Source organism: Methylobacterium sp. CCH7-A2 (assembly GCF_001557075.1).
GTDB classification, from domain to species: Bacteria; Pseudomonadota; Alphaproteobacteria; order Rhizobiales; family Beijerinckiaceae; genus Allobosea; species Allobosea massiliensis.
This window is the reverse complement of record NZ_LSKN01000076.1, coordinates 18,733-38,012: the sequence shown is the minus strand read 5'-3', so window position 1 is coordinate 38,012 and position 19,280 is coordinate 18,733. Positions and strand designations below refer to the sequence as shown.

At 68.8% G+C, this 19,280-nt stretch carries 16 protein-coding genes; 9 read left to right on the top strand and 7 right to left on the bottom strand.

From position 1 onward, the window contains the following. The first annotated feature begins 4 nt into the window (after positions 1-4). From AX750_RS05670 to AX750_RS05665, 3 genes are all read left to right on the top strand, one after another. Complete coding sequence (locus tag AX750_RS05670) at positions 5-1,789, top strand: SLC13 family permease (RefSeq protein ID WP_066724457.1); 1,785 nt, start codon at positions 5-7, stop codon at positions 1,787-1,789. A 112-nt stretch (positions 1,790-1,901) separates the two neighbouring features. Then, positions 1,902-2,045 carry a hypothetical protein gene (locus AX750_RS25865; RefSeq protein WP_156446641.1) on the top strand — a complete coding sequence of 48 codons (144 nt, stop codon included), beginning with the start codon at positions 1,902-1,904 and terminating at the stop codon, positions 2,043-2,045. Positions 2,046-2,181: 136 nt separating this feature from the next. After that, on the top strand, positions 2,182-3,111 hold the full coding sequence (locus AX750_RS05665) for a lipid kinase (protein ID WP_066724534.1): 930 nt from the start codon (positions 2,182-2,184) through the stop codon (positions 3,109-3,111). 12 nt (positions 3,112-3,123) lie between these two features. On the opposite strand, the gene AX750_RS05660 is transcribed toward AX750_RS05665, so the two are convergent. The 3 genes from AX750_RS05660 to AX750_RS05650 all read right to left on the bottom strand — a co-directional run bounded on the left by AX750_RS05660 (position 3,124) and on the right by AX750_RS05650 (position 6,775). Then, complete coding sequence (locus tag AX750_RS05660; protein ID WP_066724454.1) at positions 3,124-5,097, bottom strand: HAMP domain-containing methyl-accepting chemotaxis protein; 1,974 nt, start codon at positions 5,095-5,097, stop codon at positions 3,124-3,126. 120 nt (positions 5,098-5,217) lie between these two features. Continuing rightward, positions 5,218-5,721, bottom strand: coding sequence for an MOSC domain-containing protein (locus AX750_RS05655; RefSeq protein WP_066724450.1), 504 nt, complete (start codon positions 5,719-5,721; stop codon positions 5,218-5,220). A 7-nt stretch (positions 5,722-5,728) separates the two neighbouring features. Continuing rightward, positions 5,729-6,775 (bottom strand): cysteine synthase A, encoded by a 1,047-nt coding sequence (locus tag AX750_RS05650; protein WP_066724447.1) that lies wholly within the window; start codon positions 6,773-6,775, stop codon positions 5,729-5,731. A 143-nt stretch (positions 6,776-6,918) separates the two neighbouring features. Here AX750_RS05650 and AX750_RS05645 point away from each other — a divergent pair, with 143 nt between their 5' ends. Further along, positions 6,919-8,160 (top strand): RsmD family RNA methyltransferase, encoded by a 1,242-nt coding sequence (locus AX750_RS05645; protein ID WP_197426700.1) that lies wholly within the window; start codon positions 6,919-6,921, stop codon positions 8,158-8,160. Between the two features lie 40 nt (positions 8,161-8,200). Continuing rightward, positions 8,201-9,589, top strand: a complete 1,389-nt coding sequence (locus AX750_RS05640; RefSeq protein WP_066724443.1) for an FAD-binding oxidoreductase — start codon at positions 8,201-8,203, stop codon at positions 9,587-9,589. Between the two features lie 54 nt (positions 9,590-9,643). On the opposite strand, the gene AX750_RS05635 is transcribed toward AX750_RS05640, so the two are convergent. Then, positions 9,644-10,420, bottom strand: coding sequence for an SOS response-associated peptidase (locus AX750_RS05635; protein WP_348626268.1), 777 nt, complete (start codon positions 10,418-10,420; stop codon positions 9,644-9,646). Positions 10,421-10,551: 131 nt separating this feature from the next. Between AX750_RS05635 and AX750_RS05630 the strand changes: the two genes are divergently transcribed. Next, positions 10,552-10,998, top strand: coding sequence for a hypothetical protein (locus AX750_RS05630; RefSeq protein ID WP_156446640.1), 447 nt, complete (start codon positions 10,552-10,554; stop codon positions 10,996-10,998). Here AX750_RS05630 and AX750_RS05625 read toward each other — a convergent pair whose 3' ends face one another. Beyond that, positions 10,999-11,739, bottom strand: coding sequence for a TlyA family RNA methyltransferase (locus AX750_RS05625; RefSeq protein WP_066724439.1), 741 nt, complete (start codon positions 11,737-11,739; stop codon positions 10,999-11,001). An 11-nt stretch (positions 11,740-11,750) separates the two neighbouring features. Beyond that, a complete protein-coding gene (gene dxs, locus AX750_RS05620; RefSeq protein ID WP_066724435.1) occupies positions 11,751-13,664 on the bottom strand; it encodes a 1-deoxy-D-xylulose-5-phosphate synthase in 1,914 nt (637 codons plus the stop codon). Positions 13,665-13,966: 302 nt separating this feature from the next. Between dxs and AX750_RS05615 the strand changes: the two genes are divergently transcribed. The 3 genes from AX750_RS05615 to AX750_RS05605 all read left to right on the top strand — a co-directional run bounded on the left by AX750_RS05615 (position 13,967) and on the right by AX750_RS05605 (position 18,266). Further along, positions 13,967-15,544 carry an ABC transporter substrate-binding protein gene (locus AX750_RS05615; RefSeq protein ID WP_066724432.1) on the top strand — a complete coding sequence of 526 codons (1,578 nt, stop codon included), beginning with the start codon at positions 13,967-13,969 and terminating at the stop codon, positions 15,542-15,544. Positions 15,545-15,549: 5 nt separating this feature from the next. Beyond that, positions 15,550-16,962 carry an amidase gene (locus tag AX750_RS05610; RefSeq protein ID WP_066724429.1) on the top strand — a complete coding sequence of 471 codons (1,413 nt, stop codon included), beginning with the start codon at positions 15,550-15,552 and terminating at the stop codon, positions 16,960-16,962. An 80-nt stretch (positions 16,963-17,042) separates the two neighbouring features. Beyond that, positions 17,043-18,266: an MFS transporter gene (locus tag AX750_RS05605; RefSeq protein WP_066724426.1), complete on the top strand. Its 1,224-nt coding sequence runs from the start codon at positions 17,043-17,045 to the stop codon at positions 18,264-18,266. On the opposite strand, the gene AX750_RS05600 is transcribed toward AX750_RS05605, so the two are convergent. Next, a complete protein-coding gene (locus tag AX750_RS05600; protein ID WP_066724422.1) occupies positions 18,244-19,164 on the bottom strand; it encodes a pirin family protein in 921 nt (306 codons plus the stop codon). The two genes, AX750_RS05605 and AX750_RS05600, sit on opposite strands and share 23 nt — an antisense overlap. Positions 19,165-19,280 lie beyond the last annotated feature (116 nt).

Genomic DNA, 19,280 nt, shown 5'->3' with positions numbered 1-19,280 from the left:
ACCGATGACCACCCCCCAACTGCTCTCCGTCTCGCTGGTGGCGGTGATGATGGCTGCCTTCCTCTGGGGGCGGCTGCGCTATGACATCGTCGCCATGCTGGCCCTGCTGGCCGGCGTGGCGATCGGCATCATCCCGGCCGGCGAGGCCTTCAAGGGCTTTTCGGACGACATCGTCATCATCGTCGGCAGTGCGCTCGTCCTCAGCGCCGCGGTTGCGCGGTCACGCGTGATCGAGCGCGGGCTTACCCGCATCATGCCGTTGCTGGGGTCAACGCAGGCGCAGGTGGTGCTGCTGGTTCTCGCCGTCGCGGTGATGTCGGCGATCATCAAGAACATCGGCGCGCTCGCGATGATGCTGCCCATCGCCTACCAGCTCGCCCGCAAAGGCGGCCGGTCGCCCTCGGTCTTCCTGATGCCGATGGCCTTTGCCTCGCTGCTGGGCGGAATCGTCACCCTCGTTGGCACCTCGCCGAACGTCATCGTCGCGCGGGTGCGTGCCGAATTGGGTGGCGAGCCCTTCTCGATGTTCGATTTCACGCCTGTCGGCATCGTTGTCGCGCTCGCCGGTTGCGCCTTCCTCGCTGTCGGCTACCGTCTCCTGCCACAGGACCGGCGCGGCGCGGTCTCGCTCGACCAAGCCATCGACATCAAGGACTATGTGACCGAGGCGGAAATCGGCCCCAAATCGACACTCGCCGGCAAGACCGTCGCCGATCTGAAGGCGCTGGGTGGGGGCGACCTCCAGATCGTCGCGATCCTGCGCGATGAGCGGCGCCTGCAGGCGCCGCTGCCGGACGCCAGCCTGAAGGCTGGCGATACGCTGCTTCTGCGTGGCGATGCGGCGGTGCTGGAGCGGGTCGTGGCTGAAGGCGAACTCGATCTCGACGGTCAGCATCGGCCGACCGAGAAGGAGGATGCGCTCGATCCCGACCAGGTCAGCGAGGCGATCATCGGCCCCAATTCCGTACTGATCGGCCAGTCGGCGGGCGATATCGGGCTGCATGCCCGCTTCGGCGTCAACATGATCGCGATCAGCCGCGCCGGCGAACGCTTCACCCAGCGCCTGCGCGACATCCGGCTGCGCGCCGGCGACATCATCGTGATCCAGGGCGACGAGAAGCAGCTGCCGGAAAAGCTGATGGAACTCGGCCTGCTGCCGCTCGCCGACCGCGTCGTCTCGCTCGGATCGACCCGCAAGGCGGTGATGACCGTCTCGATCGTGCTGGCGGCGGTGGTGGTGCTGGCCGCGGGCCTTGCGCCGGTGCCGCTCACCTTCTTCGCTGCGGCCGTCCTTCTGATCACGTTGCGCTGCCTGCCTCTGCGCGAGGCCTATAGCAGCATCGACGCGCCGATCCTGCTGATGCTGGCGGCGCTGATCCCGGTTAGCGACACGCTGCGTTCGACGGGCGCCACCGATGTTTTCGCCGGCTGGCTCGCCCAGGTCGGGGCGGGGCTGCCGGGCTGGGGAGCGGTCGCGCTGATGATCGCGGCTGCGATGGCCGTGACGCCTTTCCTGAACAATGCTGCGACTGTCCTGGTGATGGCACCGATCGGCGCCGGCTTCGCCGCCAAATTGGGCTACAACCCGGACGCCTTCCTGATGGCCGTCGCGATCGGCGCGGCCTGCGATTTCCTCACGCCCATCGGCCATCAGTGCAACACGCTGGTGATGGGCCCCGGCGGCTACAAATTCAGCGACTATCCCCGGCTCGGCGCGCCCCTGTCGCTGATCGTGCTCCTGGTCGCCGTGCCGATGATCCTGCTGGTCTGGCCGCTCCAGGCGGGGTGAACCGGGTCGCGGCGTGGCGGCATGAAACCTCTCCGCTTCTTGTGCGTTGCAGCAATCCGTCCTATCCCGGTGCGGCCACCGCAACCCCTCCCAACCGACGAAAGGAGCGACGATGCTGGACAGGCATGAGGGCGACACCCTGCCCGAGGACGAGCGCGATCGTCCCGAACCCCAGACCGAAGCCGAGGCAACAGGCGAGACCGCGACGATCTCCGACCGCGACTACCAGGCCGGCTTCTGGAGCCCGCCGAACTGAGGCGGGCCACTGCAACAGGGCCGGCGCGGCAGGACCCGCACCGCGCCCGTCGACCCCCCGGTTGAAAAGCCACACCCGCCGGCCCACTTCCGTGGCCCGGCGGGGACGAGCCAACAGGGTGATCGGCAAAAGCGATATGACTGATAGCACGAGACGGCGGGCCCTGCTGCTCCGCAATCCGAAATCGCGACGCGGCGGCGAGTCGATCGACTCCGTACTGCGGCGACTGGACGAGGGCGGCATCGTCACCACTGTCGAAACATTCGAACATCTGCCCGAGATCGCCCGCGACATCGTGCGGCTGCGCGACACGGCGGATCTCGTCGTCGTCTGCGGCGGCGACGGCTCGGTCTCCTCCTCGGCGCTCGCGGTGATGGAAAGCGGCCTGCCCCTCGGCATCATCCCCATGGGCACCGCCAACGATCTGGCCCGCACGCTCGATCTGCCGCTCGACCCGGCGGAGGCGGCTGGCGTCATCGCAGCCGGGCTGACGCGGCCGGTCGATGTCGGCACGGTCAACGGCCATGCCTTCTTCAACGTCGCCAGCATCGGGCTCAGCAGCGACCTCGCCCAAGGGCTCGACCCGGCGCTGAAAAAGCGCTTTGGCCGCGTCGGCTATGCGCTGGCGGCGCTCAAGGTGCTGACGAAAGCCTCGACCTTCGCCGCGACGATCATCGAGAAGGGTCGCGCCACCCAGGTCGAAACCTATCAGATCGCGATCGGCAACGGTCGCCATTACGGCGGCGGCAATGTCGTGGAGCAGGATGCGGAAATCGACGATGGCTCGCTCGATCTCTACAGCCTCGAACTCAAGAATGTCTGGAAGCTCGCACTGATGCTGCGCTCCTTCCGCTCGGGCACGCATGGCGCCTGGCAAGAGGTGCGGACCGCCAAATGCACCGAGTTCACCATCCAGACCCGCAAGCCCATGCCGATCAACGCCGATGGCGAGATCGTCACGGCGACACCCGCGCTGTTCAAGGTTCATCCGAAGGCGGTGTCGATCTTCGCTCCGCCAGAGGGGTCGGAGCGGCCGGTCCGTCCGGCGCAGATGTATCACCGCTGACGGCAGGAGCCGTCAAGCCGCGAGCGTTGCCATCAGTTTCTCGACCTCGCGGGCGAGCCGCTGACTCTGCTCGGTCAGCTGGCGAGCCGAGAGGTGGACCTGGGCCGCGGCTTCGGTGGTGAGCTTCGCCCCGCCGCTGACCTCGCCAATGGTGTCGGCGACCTCGACAGTCAGATGGGCGGTCCGCTGAGCATTGCCGGAAATCTCCTGGATGATCACCGTCTGCTCGACGAAGGCCGCGGCCATGGATGCCGAGATCTCAGACATCTTGTCGATCATGTTGCCGACCTCGCCGATCGAGGCGACCGAGCTGCGCGCGGCCTCCTGCATATCGCTGACGAGCCCGGCGATGTCATGGGTGGCGCAGGCCGTCTGCGCCGCCAGCGCCTTCACCTCGGCAGCGACCACGGCGAAGCCGCGGCCGGCCTCGCCCGCGCGCGCAGCCTCGATCGTCGCATTGAGCGCCAGAAGATTGGTCTGCTGGGCAATGTCGGAAATGACGCTCAGCACCGATCCGATCCGCTCGGCCGCGCTGGAGAGCGACACCATGCGCCGGTCGGTCAGCCGCGCATGGTCCACCGCATCGCGCGCGAAGTGGCTCGAATCGTCGAGCTGACGGCTGATCTCGCCGACGGCGACTGAAATCTCCTCGGCGGCCACGGCCATCGAGGTGACGTGGGACGAGGCTTCCCGCGCCGCGACACCGACGAGTTCGGAGCGGTTCTGGGCTCGGCCGGCGGTCGAGGAGAGGTCGTCGGCCGCCGCTTCCAGCTGCATCGAGGCCGCCGCAACGCTGGCCACGATATCGCCCGCCGCGGCTTGGAAGCGCCCTGCCACGTCCTGCTGCAGACGTCGGCGCTCCAGCGCGTTGCGCTCCTCGATCGCGGCCATCTCCTGCCGGGTCGCGTCGGCCGCAATGAGCTGGCGGCGGAAATCTTCGATCGCGCGGGCGATGTCGCCGATTTCGTCGGAACGGTCGCACCCGCTGATCACGGTCTGGCGCTGGCCGGCGGATACGCGGGATACCTCTCCCGAGAGGGCCACCAGCGGCCGGGCGATGCTGCGTGCGGCCGCGATGGTGAAGAGAATGATCGCGACGAAAAAGCCGAGCTGGAGACTGAGATTTGTCCGCATCTCGCGCTGATGGAGCGCAATCCGGTCCCCCAGAAGACCGGCCAGACTGGTCTCGGCGACACGGCTCAGGGCTGACGACAGCTCGAACTGGCGCTCGATCGCTCGCTCCGCTTCGGTAACGAGGCGCACGAGCGGGGCGCTGTCCGGCTCCATCGCGATATGGCTGATCGCGGTGCTGACGGTGTGGCTGGTCTGGAGCAGGCTCATGGGCGCCTCGCCCAATTCGGCTAGGACGCGCCCCGCAGCGTTGCCTTCAATCGCCGAGGCGACGGCATTCTGCACGGCGTCGCGAACCCGCTCGAAACGGCTTGCGGCCGATAGCAGGATGGCGAGATCGCCGCGCGTGCCGAAGCCGGAGCGAAAAGGCTCCAGCGCCCGCCGCAGCGCGGCCGTGGCAGTGGCGGACTCGGGCAGAACCACACTGACGAGATACATCAGATAGTAGCTGTCGAGCTTCGGATCGAGGGTGAGATTGGAGCCGTCAGCGATCTTGACCAAAGCTGCCTGCGCCTGAGTCATGGCGGCGACCGGGTCGGGCCGGCTGGCTGCCCGCAGAAAGCTTTCGACGGCTTCGGTCGAGTTGAAGACGCCGTCATGGCGCGCCCGGATCGGCTCGAGCGCCGCGATCGTCTCGGGCGGCAGTCCGGTGGAGATGCGCGAGAGATCCAGCAGGAGGGGTGTCAGGGACTGAAGGTAACGGACCCCGTCGAGCTCGCGGCTGGCAAAGCTGATGTCCTTGCGGGCCTGATCGACATAGGACCACGTCATCAGCCCAAACGGGATTGCCACCAGCGTTAGCAGGCAGAGCAGCTTGCGGCTGATACGGAAATCGGCATAGCGGACAATGCCCATGCGTCTTGCGCCCGAACGACCGCGTCCCGATGCGGCCAGGCGATGACCTTACGGCAGAACAGCGCATATTGGGTTAACTCGACCGCTTTTCTTGGTGCAATCGCGACAGTCTGGCCAGTTTCAAGGCGCGGGCCTACGCTCCATCGCGCCGCCCACGCCGACGCTGCCGCCTTCCACCACCCGGGCCGTGATCCCGCCATGGCCGCGCACCGCGTTGTAGCCGCCGGGGCCGAGGATTTCCTCCATCCGCGAGCAGGGATGGCATTCGCCCGTCGCCTCCAGCACCGCGGAGCCGAGCCTGAAATGCCGACCCTTGAGGGCCGCGAGGTTGATCCCCGCGACGACGATGTTGCGGCGGAGCAGCTCGGGCGCGAGCGCATCACGGCCGAGATGCGAGGCGATTGCCGAGAGATGCTCGGCCTGGATCAGCGTGACGTGGCGGGCGCCGCCGGTGCGGCTGCTGTAGTGGTCGCCGATCAGGCCTTCGGTTGGATCGAGCTGCGCGGATTCGACCGCGAGCATGGCCTTCCGCCGCGCCGGACGCAGGCCGATCCAGACGACGCGCCCGGGGCGCAGCGGTCCGTCGATCAGCCGGGCGAGCGGGGAGGCGGGGTCGAGCGGCATCGCCCGCTCAATCCATCACGCGCGCCACCATCTCCTTCAGCGCGCCGGCGTCGCGCTCCAGCCAGCCCGGCACGGGCAGGCCCTTGGAGCGCAGGAACTCAGGGTTGAACAGCTTCGACTGATAGCGCGTGCCATAGTCGCAGAGGATCGTCACGATGGTGTGGCCGGGGCCGAGCTGCCGCGCCAGCCGGATCGCGCCCGCGACATTGACCCCGGACGACCCGCCCAGGCACAGCCCCTCATGCTCGAGCAGGTCGAACACGATCGGGATCGCCTCCGAATCCGGGATCTGGAAGGAGACGTCGATCGGCGCATCGACCAGATTGGCGGTGATGCGGCCCTGGCCGATGCCCTCGGTGATCGAGGAGCCCTCGGACTTCAGTTCGCCGGTCGTGTAGAACGAGTGCAGCGCCGCGCCCATCGGATCCGCCAGCCCGATGGTGATCTTCGGGTTGAAGCGCTTCAGCGCGATGCCGGTGCCCGCCAGCGTGCCGCCGGTGCCGACCGCGCAGATGAAGCCGTCGACTTGGCCCTCTGTCTGCGCCCAGATTTCGGGGCCGGTCGTCTCGATATGGCCCTGTCGGTTGGCGATGTTGTCGAACTGGTTGGCCCAGATCGCGCCGTTGGGCTCGGTCTTCGCCAGCTCTGCGGCGAGCCGGCCCGAGACCTTCACATAGTTGTTGGGGTTGACGTAGCCGACGGCCGGCACCTCGACCAGCGTCGCGCCTGCCAGCCGCAGCATGTCCTTCTTCTCCTGGCTCTGCGTCTCAGGGATCACGATCACGGAGCGATAGCCCAGCGCATTGCCGACGAGCGCGATGCCGATGCCGGTGTTGCCGGCGGTGCCCTCGACGATGACGCCGCCCGGCCGCAGCAGCCCCTTCGCCTCGGCGTCGCGGATGATGGCGAGCGCGGCGCGGTCCTTGACCGACTGGCCGGGATTCATGAACTCGGCCTTGCCGAGGATGGTGCAACCGGTCTGTTCGGAGGCCCGCTTCAGTTTGATGAGCGGCGTGTTGCCGATCGCTTCGATGACGCCGTCGCGGCTCGCCATATCCGGATTTCCCTGTTTGCTCCCAACCTGATAGGCGAAAGCGGCGGACGGGTCGACAGCCTCGCGTCGTCCGCCTCCCGAACGAAACAGGGCGATCGGCAGAGGCCGGCGCCGGAGAACGACTTGCCCCGATGACGCTCGCGATGAACGAGATTCTCTCCGTCGGCCGCCTCGGCCTGCGCGGCGACGGCATCGCGCAGACGCCTGCTGGCGACGTCTTCGTGCCCTATTCGCTGCCCGGCGAGACGGTGCGCGCGGTGCGCGACGGCGAGCGCGCGCAGCTGGTCGAGATCATCACACCCGCCGAAGCGCGCATCGCACCGATTTGCCCGCTCTTCACCCGCTGCGGGGGCTGCGCCGCCCAGCATATGTCCGAGAGCCTGTATCGCGAATGGAAGCGGCGGCAGGTCGAGACCACGCTGGAGCGCGCCGGTATCGCTGCGCCGGTCGCGGATATCATCGACGCGCATGGCGCTGGCCGCCGCCGCGTCACCTTCCACGCAAGGCGCGAGGGCGCCGGCATGCTCGTCGGCTTCATGGTCGCGCGCAGCCATGATCTCGTCGCCGTGCCGGCCTGCCCGGTGCTGGCGCCGGGGCTGGCTCGCGCGCCGGCCGCGGCCCAGCTCGTCGCCAACCGGCTCGGCGGCTCGAACAAGCCGCTCGACATCCAGGTCACGGCCTCCGAGGCCGGGCTCGACATCGACATTCGCGGCCATGGCCCGGCCGGCGAGAAGCTCAGGCTGTCCCTGACCGAGGCGGCCGAGCGGCTCGATCTGGCGCGGCTCTCCATGCATGGCGAGATCGTCGTCGAGCGCCGCCCGCCGCAGCAGCGCATGGGCAAGGCGATGGTCGCGCCGGCGCCCGGCGGCTTCCTCCAGGCCACAGTGGCGGGCGAGGAGGCGATCGGCGCGCTGGTGCTGGCCGCGCTGCCCGCCAAGGCCAAGCGCGTCGCCGATCTCTTCGCCGGTTGCGGGCCGATCTCGTTTCGCCTCGCCGAACGCGCCCAGGTGCTGGCCGTCGAGAGCGACAAGGCCGCGATCCTGGCGCTGACCCGCGCCGCGAGCACGACGCAAGCGCTGAAGCCGATCGCGGGCGAAGTGCGCGACCTCTTCCGCCGCCCGCTGCTGGAGCACGAACTGAACGGCTTCGACGCCGTCATCCTCGACCCGCCGCGCGCCGGCGCCGAGGCCCAGGCGCGGCGGCTGGCGGCGGCCAAGACCCCGACCGTGATCTACGTCTCCTGCGATGCGGGGAGCTTCGCGCGCGACGCCGCGATCCTGATCGCGGGCGGATATGCGCTGGAAGGCGTGACGCCGGTCGATCAGTTCCGCTATTCCGCCCATATCGAGCTCGTCGGCGTGTTCCGGCGCGCCAAGAAGAGCTGAGACCCCGGAGGCATCCGTGAGCGCATCCACCCTCGACGACATGGCCGCGATCGTCGGCGCGAAGAACATCGTCACCGATACCGACGCGATGGTGCCCTATCTCAAGGAATGGCGCGACCTGTTCCGCGGCAAGGCGCAGGCGATCGTGCGGCCGGGCTCGACGGAGGAGGTCGCCGAGCTCGTGAAGCTCGCCGCCCGCACCGGCACGCGCCTCGTGCCCCAGGGCGGCAACACCGGCCTCGTCGGCGGCCAGATCCCGATCGCCGAGGGCCGCGAAATCGTGCTCTCGCTGCAGCGCATGGACCGCGTCCGCAGCCTGGACACCGACAGCGACACGATGACGGTGGAGGCGGGCCTGACGCTGCAGAAGGCGCAGGAGGCGGCGGAAGCGGCCGGGCGCCTGTTCCCGCTCTCGCTGGCTTCGGAAGGCTCCTGCACCATCGGCGGCAACCTCTCGACCAATGCCGGCGGCACGGCCGTGCTGGCCTATGGCAATGCCCGCGAGCTCTGCATGGGCCTCGAGGTCGTCCTTGCCGACGGGCGGATCTGGAACGGCCTGCGCCAGCTCCGCAAGGACAACACCGGCTACGATCTGAAGAACCTCTTCATCGGGGCCGAAGGCACGCTCGGCATCATCACCGCCGCCGTGCTGAAGCTGTTCCCGCAGCCGGCGGCGCGCGCCACCGCCTTCCTCGCCGTGCCCGATCCTGAAGCCGCGCTTTCGCTGCTCAACGCCGCCAAGGCCGGCGCCGGCGGCACGCTCACCACCTTCGAGCTGATGTCGCGGCTGGGCGTCGAGTTCGTCCTGCGCCATGCCGCCGGCGCGCGCGACCCGCTCTCGGAGCCCTCGCCCTGGTATGTGCTGATGGAGGTCTCGGCCCAGTCCGCAAGCGGGCTCGACGAGGCGGTGGAGGCCTTCCTCGGCGAGGCCCTGGAGACCGGGCTGGTCACCGACGCGGCGCTCGCCGGCTCGCTCTCCCAGCGTGCCGATTTCTGGAAGCTGCGCGAAATGCTCTCCGAGGTGCAGACCTATGAGGGCGGCTCGATTAAGCACGACGTCTCGGTGCCGCTGCATGCGGTGCCGGCCTTCATCGCCCGCGCCTCGGAGGCGGTCACGGCGATGGTGCCGGGCTGCCGGCCGCTGCCCTTCGGCCACATGGGCGACGGCAACATTCACTTCAACGTCAGCCAACCCGTCGGCGCCGACAAGGCCGGCTTCATCGCGCGCTGGGAAGAGATGAACACGGCGGTCCACGCCATCGTCAGCGAGATGCACGGCTCGATCTCGGCCGAGCACGGCATCGGCCGCCTCAAGCGCGACCTGCTGCCCGGCGTCAAGGATCCGGTCGAACTCGCCCTGATGAAGACGCTGAAGGCGACGCTCGACCCGCAGGGCATCCTGAACCCCGGCGCCGTGCTGGCCATGTGAGATCCTACAGTTCGGGCGGGAAAGCGTTCCGACTGTTGGAACGGCAAGCCTGCGTCAGAACAGGCTGCCCTGACCGTCGTCCCTGGCACGCGCCGCCGGCTTGGCTCTGGCGGTAACGGCAAGGGACTTGGGCGCCTCCGCCGTGGCCGGGTCGAACGGCGCCTGCACCTCCGGGCCGTCATTCGCGACCTTGTTCACGGCGCTGCCGATCCGCACCATTTCCAGCAGATCCTCGGGCGGCGGCCGGAGCAGCGCGCTGTAGGTCTGGGTTTCGGTCGCAGGATCGAGCCAGGCGTCGAAATCGCGGGAATCGAGGATCACCGGGCAGCGATCATGGATCGCCGACATCAGCCCGTTCGCCGGTCCGTTGACCAACGCGACGGTGTCGATCTCCGAGCCGTCCTGCGAATGCCAGGTCTCCCACAGCGCCGCGAAGGCGAAGAGTCCGCGATCGCGCCGCCGGAACAGATAGGCCCTGTTCTCCGCCTGGCGGCCCTGGCCGAGGCGGTGCCATTCGTAGAAGCCGTCGGCGGGCATCAGGCAGCGACGCCGTGTCAGCGCCGCGCGGAACGACGGCTTCGTCGCGGCGCTCTCGCCGCGGATGTTGATGACGAGCGGGAAATCCCTGGCATCCCTCACCCAGCCGGGGATGAAGCCCCAGCGCATCAGCATGAACTGCCGTTGGCCCTCGTGCTGGCGCACCACCGGCACGGGCTGCGTCGGCGCGATATTGTAGCGCGGGGGAAAGTTCGGCTGCTCGGAATAGCCGAAGAGCGACCGCATCGCCGTTGGCGGCAGGGTGATGGCGTAGCGACCGCACATGCCGTCCATGTGGCGATGAAGCCCGGCCCGATCAACACTTTCTTTGGGTTTGCCGCCGCATGATCGCCCCTGGTTCGGAACATGAGACGACCGCCTCCGCGACCGGAGTGCGGGCCGAAGAAGAGGACGCCGGAGCGGATATGGCCAAGCATCCGCGCCTCTCGACGGACTATCTCAACCGCTATGCCGAAGCGCTGATGCTGATCGACCTCGCGGCAGACGATCCCGACATCGTGCGGGACCTCAAGGCCTGGCGCAGCCTTAGCTACCGGGAGCATTTCGAGACGTCGCCGCTGCGGATCGCACCGTCTGCGCTGGAAGCCTATGACCGCCTGGCGCCCGAGCGCAAGGCGGCTTTCGAAGATCTTTGCCGGGCCATGACGCGGCTCGTCACGACAGCGACGGCCCTTCTCGCTGACCGCACGGACCGGCTGGACGCCATCACCATCGTCGAGGTGGCGGGCGACGCGCTGCGCCGGCAGATCGCGCGGGCGACCGAATTCATCAATGCCAATGGCACCGTCGACATCGTCGCGACAGAAATGCGCGAATTGCAGGCCGAGGTCGACGCGCTGCTGCGGCGCTGATCAGCCCGCCCGGCGGCCGCCGATCAAGAACTCGCGATTGCCGTCGCCGCCCTCGATCGGGGAGGGGACGGGAGCTTCGACCGCGAAGCCGAGTTCGGCCAACACGGTCGCGATCTCATTACAGACGCGCTGGTGGACCGCCTCGTCGCGCACGATGCCCTTCTTCAAAGCCGCGCGGCCTGCCTCGAACTGCGGCTTGATCAGCGCCGCAATCTCGCAGGTCGGTGCCAGCAGGGCGGCCACGGTGGGGAGCACGAGCCGCAGCGAGATGAAGCTGACGTCGATGGCGGCCAGCGTCGGCGGTTCACCCAAGTCGACAGGAGTGAGGCTCCGGATGTCGCAGCCCTCGCGGCTCGTCACGCGCGGATCGCCCCGCAGCGAGGCATGGAGCTGCTCGCGGCCGACATCGACGGCGATAACGCGGCGTGCGCCGCGCTTCAGCAGCAGATCGGTGAAGCCCCCTGTCGAGGCGCCGACATCGAGACAGACACGGCCCGCGGGGTCGAAGCCGAACAGATCGAGTGCGCTCGCGAGTTTCAGCCCGCCGCGGGAGACGTAAGGATGCGGTGCCTGCGCCGTCAGCACGGCATCCGCCGCGATCATTTCGGAGGCCTTGCGGACGGGGCGGCCGTCGACGGTCACGAGGCCCGCCGCGATGGCGGCCTGGGCCCGGGCCCGGCTCTCGCAGAGGCCGCGTTCGACGAGTAACTGGTCGGCGCGCGTTTTCGCGGCAGCAGACAAGGGGGCCGCGCTCAGGCGCGCCGGGCCGCGACCGGGACGCCGAGCGCTCCTTCCACCGTCCGCACGATGCCGGCGGCGTCGAGACCGGCAGCCGCATACATCGCTTCGGGCTTGTCGTGATCCTGGTACAGGTCGGGCAGGGTCAGCGTACGCACCTTGAGCCCGCCATCGAGCGCGCCGCAGCGGGCGAGCAGGTGCAGCACATGCGCGCCGAAGCCGCCGACCGAGCCTTCCTCGACGGTGACGAGGATCTCGTGCTCGCGCGCCAACCGCAGGATCAGCGCCTCGTCGAGCGGCTTGGCGAAGCGGGCATCCGCGACGGTCGTCGACAGGCCACGCTGGCCGAGTTGCTCGGCGGCCAGCAGGCATTCCGCCAGCCGCGTGCCGAGCGAGAGCAGCGCGACGCGCGAGCCCTCGCGCACCACTCGTCCCCGGCCGATCTCGAGCGGCACGCCGATATCGGGGATTTCGACGCCCACGCCTTCACCGCGCGGATAGCGGAAGGCGATGGGGCCTTCGTCGAAGGCGGCGGCGGTCGCGACCATATGGGTCAGTTCCGCCTCGTCGGCCGCGGCCATCACCACCATCTCGGGGAGGCAGGCGAGATAGGCGATGTCGAAGGCGCCGGCATGGGTCGCGCCGTCGGCGCCGACAAGGCCGGCCCGGTCGAGCGCGAAGCGCACGGGCAGCTTCTGGATCGCCACGTCATGCACGACCTGATCATAGGCGCGCTGCAGGAAAGTCGAATAGATCGCGCAGAAGGGCTTGTAGCCCTCTGTCGCCATGCCGGCGGCGAAGGTCACGGCATGCTGCTCGGCGATGCCGACATCGAAGGTCCGCGCCGGGAATTCCTTGCCGAAGGCGTCGATGCCGGTGCCCGACGGCATCGCGGCCGTCACCGCGACGATCTTCTCGTCCTCGCGTGCGGCCTTGATCAGCGCATTGCCGAAGACGGCCGTGTAGCTCGGCGCATTGGCGGGCGCCTTGGCCTGCTGGCCGGTGACCGGATCGAATTTGACGACACCATGATACTTGTCGGCGCTGGCCTCCGCCGGGGCGTAGCCCTTGCCTTTCTGCGTCACGACATGGACGAGGATCGGCCCCGTCTGCGAGTCGCGCACATTGCGCAGGACCGGCAGCAGATGATCGAGGTTGTGCCCGTCGATGGGGCCGACATAATAGAAGCCCAGCTCCTCGAACAGCGTGCCCCCCGTGAAGAAGCCGCGGGCGAACTCCTCCGTGCGCTTGGCCTTCTCGTGGAAGAAGCGCGGCAGCCGCTCGGCCAGATGCTTGCCGATCTCGCGCAGCGAGCGATAGGTGCGGCCGGAGACGAGGCGGGCCAGATAGGCCGACATCGCACCGACCGGTGGCGCGATCGACATGTCGTTGTCGTTCAGGATCACGACGAGGCGCGAGCCGAGCGCACCGGCGTTGTTCATGGCCTCATAGGCCATGCCGGCGGACATCGCCCCATCGCCGATCACCGCCACGACGTTGTTGCTGCCGCCCTCGAGATCGCGGGCGACGGCCATGCCGAGACCGGCCGAGATCGAGGTCGAGGAATGGGCGGCGCCGAAGGGATCGTACTCGCTTTCCGAACGGCGCGTGAAGCCGGACAGCCCGCCGGGTTGGCGCAGGGTGCGGATGCGGTCGCGCCGGCCGGTCAGAATCTTGTGGGGATAGGCCTGGTGGCCGACATCCCAGATCAGCCGGTCGCGCGGCGTGTCGAAAACATGGTGCAACGCCACCGTGAGCTCAACGACGCCGAGGCCGGCGCCGAGATGGCCGCCCGTCACCGAGACGGCACTGATCGTCTCCTGCCGCAGCTCTTCGGCGAGCTGACGAAGATCGGCGTCGGGGAGCTTGCGGAGATCTTCGGGCGTGGCGACGCGGTCGAGGATCGGCGTGTGAGGGCGCTGGGTCACCGTCTGGGTCTATCGCATCCCGCCCCGGTGGCACAAGGGCGGCAAGGTCGCGGAGGCGACCTGTCGACACGAGGCAGACCAGACGGCTGGACGCCCGATCGATGCGAAACCAGTCCTTAACCGTGTCGCAAGGGACAAGCCGGCCCTGCGTGATGTCTGCCCTACAAACCGACTTGTGCGCCGGCCTGCAACTTGCTCCAAGCAGATCCTGGCAATGCAAGGTTGAAGAGGGGACGGCCATGCAGCAGGCGCAAAGGACAGGCACCGGCCAACGCTGGAGAGCGATTCTCACGGGTCTTGTGATGGCAGGTTTTGCCTGCGTGGGCTGGAATGCTCCTGCGAAGGCGCAGGGAACACTGCGGATCGCCATGACGGCGGCCGACATCCCGACCGCGACCGGCATGCCCAACAACGGCTTCGAGGGCATGCGCTTCCTCGGCTATCCCGTCTTCGAAAGCCTCGTTCTGTGGGATCTGACGACCACGGATCGCCTCGCGCCGCTGCGGCCCGGCCTGGCCGAGCGCTGGGAGCAGGCGCCCTACGATCCGAAAACCTGGATCTTCCATCTGCGCCGCGGCGTCACCTTCCATGACGGCACGCCTTTCGATGCCGATGCGGTGATCTGGAACTTCGAGCGCTACTTCAACAAGGACACGCCGCAATTCGAGGCGCCGGCCGCCGGCATCGTGCGGGCCCGTGCGCCGATCATGACCGGCTATCGCAAGATCGACGCCTCCACTGTGGCGATCACCACCAACACGGCTGCGTCCTACTTTCCCTATATGATCTCGCTGGCGCTGCTGAGCTCGCCCGCCTCCTTCGAGAAGGCCGGGCGCGACTGGGCCAGGACAGCGCTGCTGCCCTCCGCCGGCACCGGCCCGTTCCGGATCGCCAGTGTGGTCCCGCGCGAGCGCGTCGAACTGGTGCGCCATGACGGCTATTGGGACGCCGCGGGCAAGGCAAAGCTCGACCGCGTCGTGCTGCTGCCCATTCCGGAGGCGAATGCGCGCCTCGCAGCCCTGCGCACGGGCCAGGTCGACTGGATCGAGGTGCCGCCGGCGGACGGCATCCCGTCCTTGCGTCAGGCCGGCTTCGCCATCACCACAGGCTCCTACCCGCATGTCTGGCCCTGGCTGTTCAACATCGGAGCCGCAGACAGCCCGCTCAAGGACGTCCGCGTCCGCCAGGCCCTCAATTACTGCGTCGACCGGGACGGCATCGTCGCCCTGCTCAACGGTATGGCCGAGCCGGCGATCGGCTGGCTCAAGGCCAGCGACCCTGCCTTCGGCAAGCCCGCCAACCGCTACCGCTTCGACCCTGCCAAGGCGAAGGCACTGCTGGCCGAAGCCGGTTTCGGCCCGCAGAAGCCGCTCAGCTTCAAGGTCATGATCTCGACCTCCGGGTCGGGCCAGATGGCGCCGCTGCCGATGAACGAGTTCCTGCAGGCCAGCATGAAGGAGGCCTGCGGCATCCGGATCGAGTTCAACGTGTCGGAGTGGCAGGTGCTGCTCAACAACATGCGCGCCCAGCCGGACCAACCCTCGCTGGGCGGCTCGCTCGCGCTGAACATCGCCGGCCCATCGACCGATCCGAGCGTGATGGCGCGCTATTTCGGCGCCGCCAGCGCCCCGCCCAATGGCTTCAACTTCCCGCAATGGAAAGATGCCGCTTTCGAGGCGGCGCTGGCGAAGCTCGCGGCGGCCAATGATCCGCGGGTGATCCAGGAGCAGACCGCGCTCGCGCATGAACGGCTGGTGGATGACCCGCCCTGGCTCTATGTTGTCCATGACCTCAATCCGCGCGCCATGTCGAAGAAGGTCCAGGGCTTCGTCTCCCCGCAATCCTGGTTCGTCGATCTGACTCGCATCAGCATGCAGTGAGCCTCATGGACAGCGCTTCTCGCATCAGCACGGATCCGGCCCTCTGGCCGGCCCATGTCCTGGCGCGGGAGATCGCAGCGCGGAAACTCTCGCCCGTCGATGCGGTCGAGGCGCTGCTGGCACGCATCGAGCGGCTCGAGCCGAAGCTGCACGCCTTCGTCGACATCTACGCCGCTGATGCGCGTCTGGCTGCCGAGGCGGCGGATAAGGCGATCCGCGCCGGCCATGCGGTCGGGCCGCTGCATGGCGTGCCGATCGCTCTGAAGGATCTGATCGATCTCGAAGGACGCATCACCACCGGCGGCTCGGCTCATTGGCGCGGCCGTCGCTCGACCATGACCGCGACCATCGCCAAGCGCATGTTCGCGCAGGGCCTGATCGTGCTAGGAAAGACCCATACGGTCGAGTTCGCCTATGGCGGCTGGGGTACGAACGAACATATGGGCACGCCCTGGAACCCATGGGACGAGGCTGTGCCGCACACGCCGGGCGGCTCCTCCAGCGGCTCCGGCGTTGCCGTCGCGGCGCGGCTGTCGCCCTGGGCGATCGGCACCGACACCGGCGGCTCCGTCCGGCTTCCGGCCGCCTTCTGCGGCATCACCGGGCTGAAGGTGACGATCGGGCGGATCCCGGTCACCGGCATCATCCCGCTTTCGGCGTCGCTCGACACGCCAGGCCCGATGGCGCGCAGTGTCGAGGATTGCGCACTGCTCTACGACGTCCTGCAGGGGCCCGATCCCGCCGATCCGAACACCCGTGGCATCATGCCCGAGAGCCCGATGGCGACGCTGCGGCGCGGCGTGCGCGGCCTGCGCCTCGCTCGCATGCCGCAGCGCGACCGGGACGGTTGCGATGAGGACGTGCTCGCCGCCTATGACCGCTCGCTCACGACGCTCGCCGGCCTTGGCGCCGAGATCGTCGATATCGACCTGCCCTGGCCGCTCGCGCATTTCACCACGACGAGCGGCATCGTCATGGCGGAAGCCTTCTTCAATGGCGGTGCGATGGCGCAGGATGCCTCCGCGCCGCTCGACCCGGCGGTTCGCGCCCGCTTCCTCGCGGGGGCGCAACTGACGGCGCAGGATTATCTCGCCACGAAGGCGTTCCAGGCGCAGGCCAAGCGCGACCTCGCCACGGCGATGGCCGATATCGACGCGTTGCTCACTCCGACCACCGTGACCCCGGCGATTCCGCTCGATGCGGTCGACCAGGACGTGATGCCGTCGCGCTTCACCCGTTTCGGCAATGTCATGGAGATGTGCGGGCTGTCGCTGCCCAACGGCTTCACCGCCTCTGGCCTGCCGCTCTCACTGCAGATTTCCTGCCTGGGCTATCAGGAGGCGATGGCGCTGCGCATCGGCTTCGCCTTCCAGCAGGCGACGGAATACCACCTCGCCACCCCGCCCATGGTGTCCTGAGCGCGAGCCTCCGCAGGAAACGGGTGGGACGCGCCGGCGCCGGCTGACATCACCTGCCGACCCCTCGGCAGGAGCCTCCGATGTCCTCGTCTTCCTTCCCGGCGCTGCTGCTCGCCGGCACCTTTGCCCAGTTCGCCGACCGTCTGGCGCTCGACACGATCACGCTGGCGGCAACGCAGGCCGGCGCCAGCCCGCGCCTCGTCGGCCTGCTGGTCGCAGCCCAGTCCGCGGCTTGGCTCCTGGTCTCGCTCCCGGCCGGCGTCTTCGCCGACCGGCTCGCGCCGCGGGACCTTATTCGCCTCGGCGGTGCCCTGATCGCGACCGGCGCTGCGGCAGGCGCGGCCCTGCTGGCCATTGGCCACACCGGCTGGCTGCTGGCCGCGACGAGCTTTGCCGCCGCAGCCGGCGCTGTGATGATCGCGCTCTCGATTGTCGTACTGATGCCGCGCACCGTTGCGATCGCCGAGCTGCCGCGCGCGAATGGACGGCTCGAACTCGGCCGCGCCGTCTTCAGCCTGGCGGCGCCGCTGATCGCCGGCTGGGCCGTGGCGCGCGGGCAGGGCTGGTTCGGCTTGAGCCTCTGCGCGGTCGCCGGCGTGGTGGCGCTGGCTGCAGCCTCGCGCCTGCCGGGCGAGCGCCCCCCGCCGCAGCCGCGCCTGCCGCTCCACCGCGCCATCGCCGAGGGCGGCCGCTTTGTCGCCCGCCACCCCTATCTGCGGCCGATCGCCCTCTGCGCCATCGCCTGGAACCTCGCCTTCTTCGCCTTCACGGCCATCGCGGCGCCCTATGCCGCGCGCGTTCTGTTCCTGGCTCCGGAGCGGATCGGCCTCGCCACGGCCGTCTATGGCGCCGGGCTGCTCGCAGGCGCGGTCAGTGGCGCGACCCTCATCGCAAGGCTGCCGGTGGGGATCGTCCTGGTCTTCGGCCCGGCGTCCTCTTGCGTCGCGGCGGGCCTTCTCGCGCTGGCGCCGCCCGCCCTCGGCTGGCCCGCGCTGGCGCTCGCCTTCTTCCTGTTCGGCTTCGGGCCGATCCTCTGGTTCATCGCCCAGACCAGCCTGCGCCAGGCCGTGACGCCGCAGCCGCTGCTCGGCCGCGTCAGCGCGACGCTGACCACGGCGATGTACGGCATGCGCCCGCTCGGCGCGCTGGCGGGTGGGCTCGCCGCGGAACGCTGGGGCCTGGAGTTGGCGATCGGTCTGCCGGTCGTCCTCTTCGGCCTCTCGACCCTGGCGATCCTCGCCTCGCCGATGCCGCGGTTGAGGGCGATGCCGGAGGAAGAACTTACCCCTCGGGCAGCGGGATGAACTCGGCCTCGTCGCCGGGCACCGTGTCGAAGCGCCCCGCCTTCCATTCCGCCTTCGCCTGGTCGATGCGCTCCTTCGAGGAGGAGACGAAGTTCCACCAGATGTGGCGGGGCCCGTCCATCGGCTCGCCGCCGACGATCATCAGCCGGGTCTGGTCGAGGCCGAGGATCGAGATGCGGTCGCCCGGCTTGAAGATCAGCAGCTGCCCAGCGCCGAACTCGTCGCCGGCGATATCGACCCGGCCGGAGACGATGTAGATCGCGCGCTCGTCGTAGTCGGGGTCGAGGGGCAGGATCGCGCCCGGCGACAGCACGGCCTCGGCATAGAGCGCGTCCCACGGAAAGCTGACGGGCGAAGTCTGGCCATAGGCCGAACCCATGATCAGGCTGACGCGCTTGCCGCCCTCGACGATCCGCGGCAGTTCGGGTGCAGCATGGTGGACGAAGGCCGGCGCCGTCTCCTCATGCGACTTCGGCAAGGCGAGCCAGGCCTGGATGCCGAACAGCTTCGGCGGCTTCTGGCGCTCCTCCAGCCCGGTGCGCTCGGAATGGACGATGCCGCGCCCCGCTGTCATGAGGTTGACCGCGCCGGGGCGGATCGGCAGCGCGGTGCCGAGCGAATCCCGGTGCATGATCTCGCCGTCGAAGAGATAGGTCACGGTCGAGAGCCCGATATGCGGGTGCGGACGCACGTCGATGCCCTGGCCGAGCAGGAATTCCGCCGGCCCCATCTGGTCGAAGAAGATGAAGGGCCCCACCATCTTGCGCCCGATCGAGGGCAGAGCGCGGCGCACCGAGAAGCCGCCGAGATCATGCGCACGCGGCACGATGACCTGCTCGATCGCCTCGCAGGAGCGGGCATCACCCAGGACGGGATCTTCGGCGGGAAGCTGGGACATGGCGAACCTCTCCGGTGATGCGCCAGAGTGTGGGCTCGCCGGTCAGAGGGCAAGGTTGCCGCGGCGCGGCCCATCGATGCGAGAGAACGGCTGCGTTTGCGCGTCGTTTCGGGTGG

Excerpts from the sequence above, each read along its gene's own strand:
- AX750_RS05670 (WP_066724457.1), top strand. The coding sequence starts at position 5 with ATGACCACCCCCCAACTGCTCTCCGTCTCGCTGGTGGCGGTGATGATG.
- AX750_RS25865 (WP_156446641.1), top strand. The coding sequence starts at position 1,902 with ATGCTGGACAGGCATGAGGGCGACACCCTGCCCGAGGACGAGCGCGAT.
- AX750_RS05665 (WP_066724534.1), top strand. The coding sequence starts at position 2,182 with ATGACTGATAGCACGAGACGGCGGGCCCTGCTGCTCCGCAATCCGAAA.
- AX750_RS05660 (WP_066724454.1), bottom strand. The coding sequence starts at position 5,097 with ATGGGCATTGTCCGCTATGCCGATTTCCGTATCAGCCGCAAGCTGCTC.
- AX750_RS05655 (WP_066724450.1), bottom strand. The coding sequence starts at position 5,721 with ATGCCGCTCGACCCCGCCTCCCCGCTCGCCCGGCTGATCGACGGACCG.
- AX750_RS05650 (WP_066724447.1), bottom strand. The coding sequence starts at position 6,775 with ATGGCGAGCCGCGACGGCGTCATCGAAGCGATCGGCAACACGCCGCTC.
- AX750_RS05645 (WP_197426700.1), top strand. The coding sequence starts at position 6,919 with ATGAACGAGATTCTCTCCGTCGGCCGCCTCGGCCTGCGCGGCGACGGC.
- AX750_RS05640 (WP_066724443.1), top strand. The coding sequence starts at position 8,201 with ATGGCCGCGATCGTCGGCGCGAAGAACATCGTCACCGATACCGACGCG.
- AX750_RS05635 (WP_348626268.1), bottom strand. The coding sequence starts at position 10,420 with ATGGACGGCATGTGCGGTCGCTACGCCATCACCCTGCCGCCAACGGCG.
- AX750_RS05630 (WP_156446640.1), top strand. The coding sequence starts at position 10,552 with ATGGCCAAGCATCCGCGCCTCTCGACGGACTATCTCAACCGCTATGCC.
- AX750_RS05615 (WP_066724432.1), top strand. The coding sequence starts at position 13,967 with ATGGCAGGTTTTGCCTGCGTGGGCTGGAATGCTCCTGCGAAGGCGCAG.
- AX750_RS05610 (WP_066724429.1), top strand. The coding sequence starts at position 15,550 with ATGGACAGCGCTTCTCGCATCAGCACGGATCCGGCCCTCTGGCCGGCC.
- AX750_RS05605 (WP_066724426.1), top strand. The coding sequence starts at position 17,043 with ATGTCCTCGTCTTCCTTCCCGGCGCTGCTGCTCGCCGGCACCTTTGCC.
- AX750_RS05600 (WP_066724422.1), bottom strand. The coding sequence starts at position 19,164 with ATGTCCCAGCTTCCCGCCGAAGATCCCGTCCTGGGTGATGCCCGCTCC.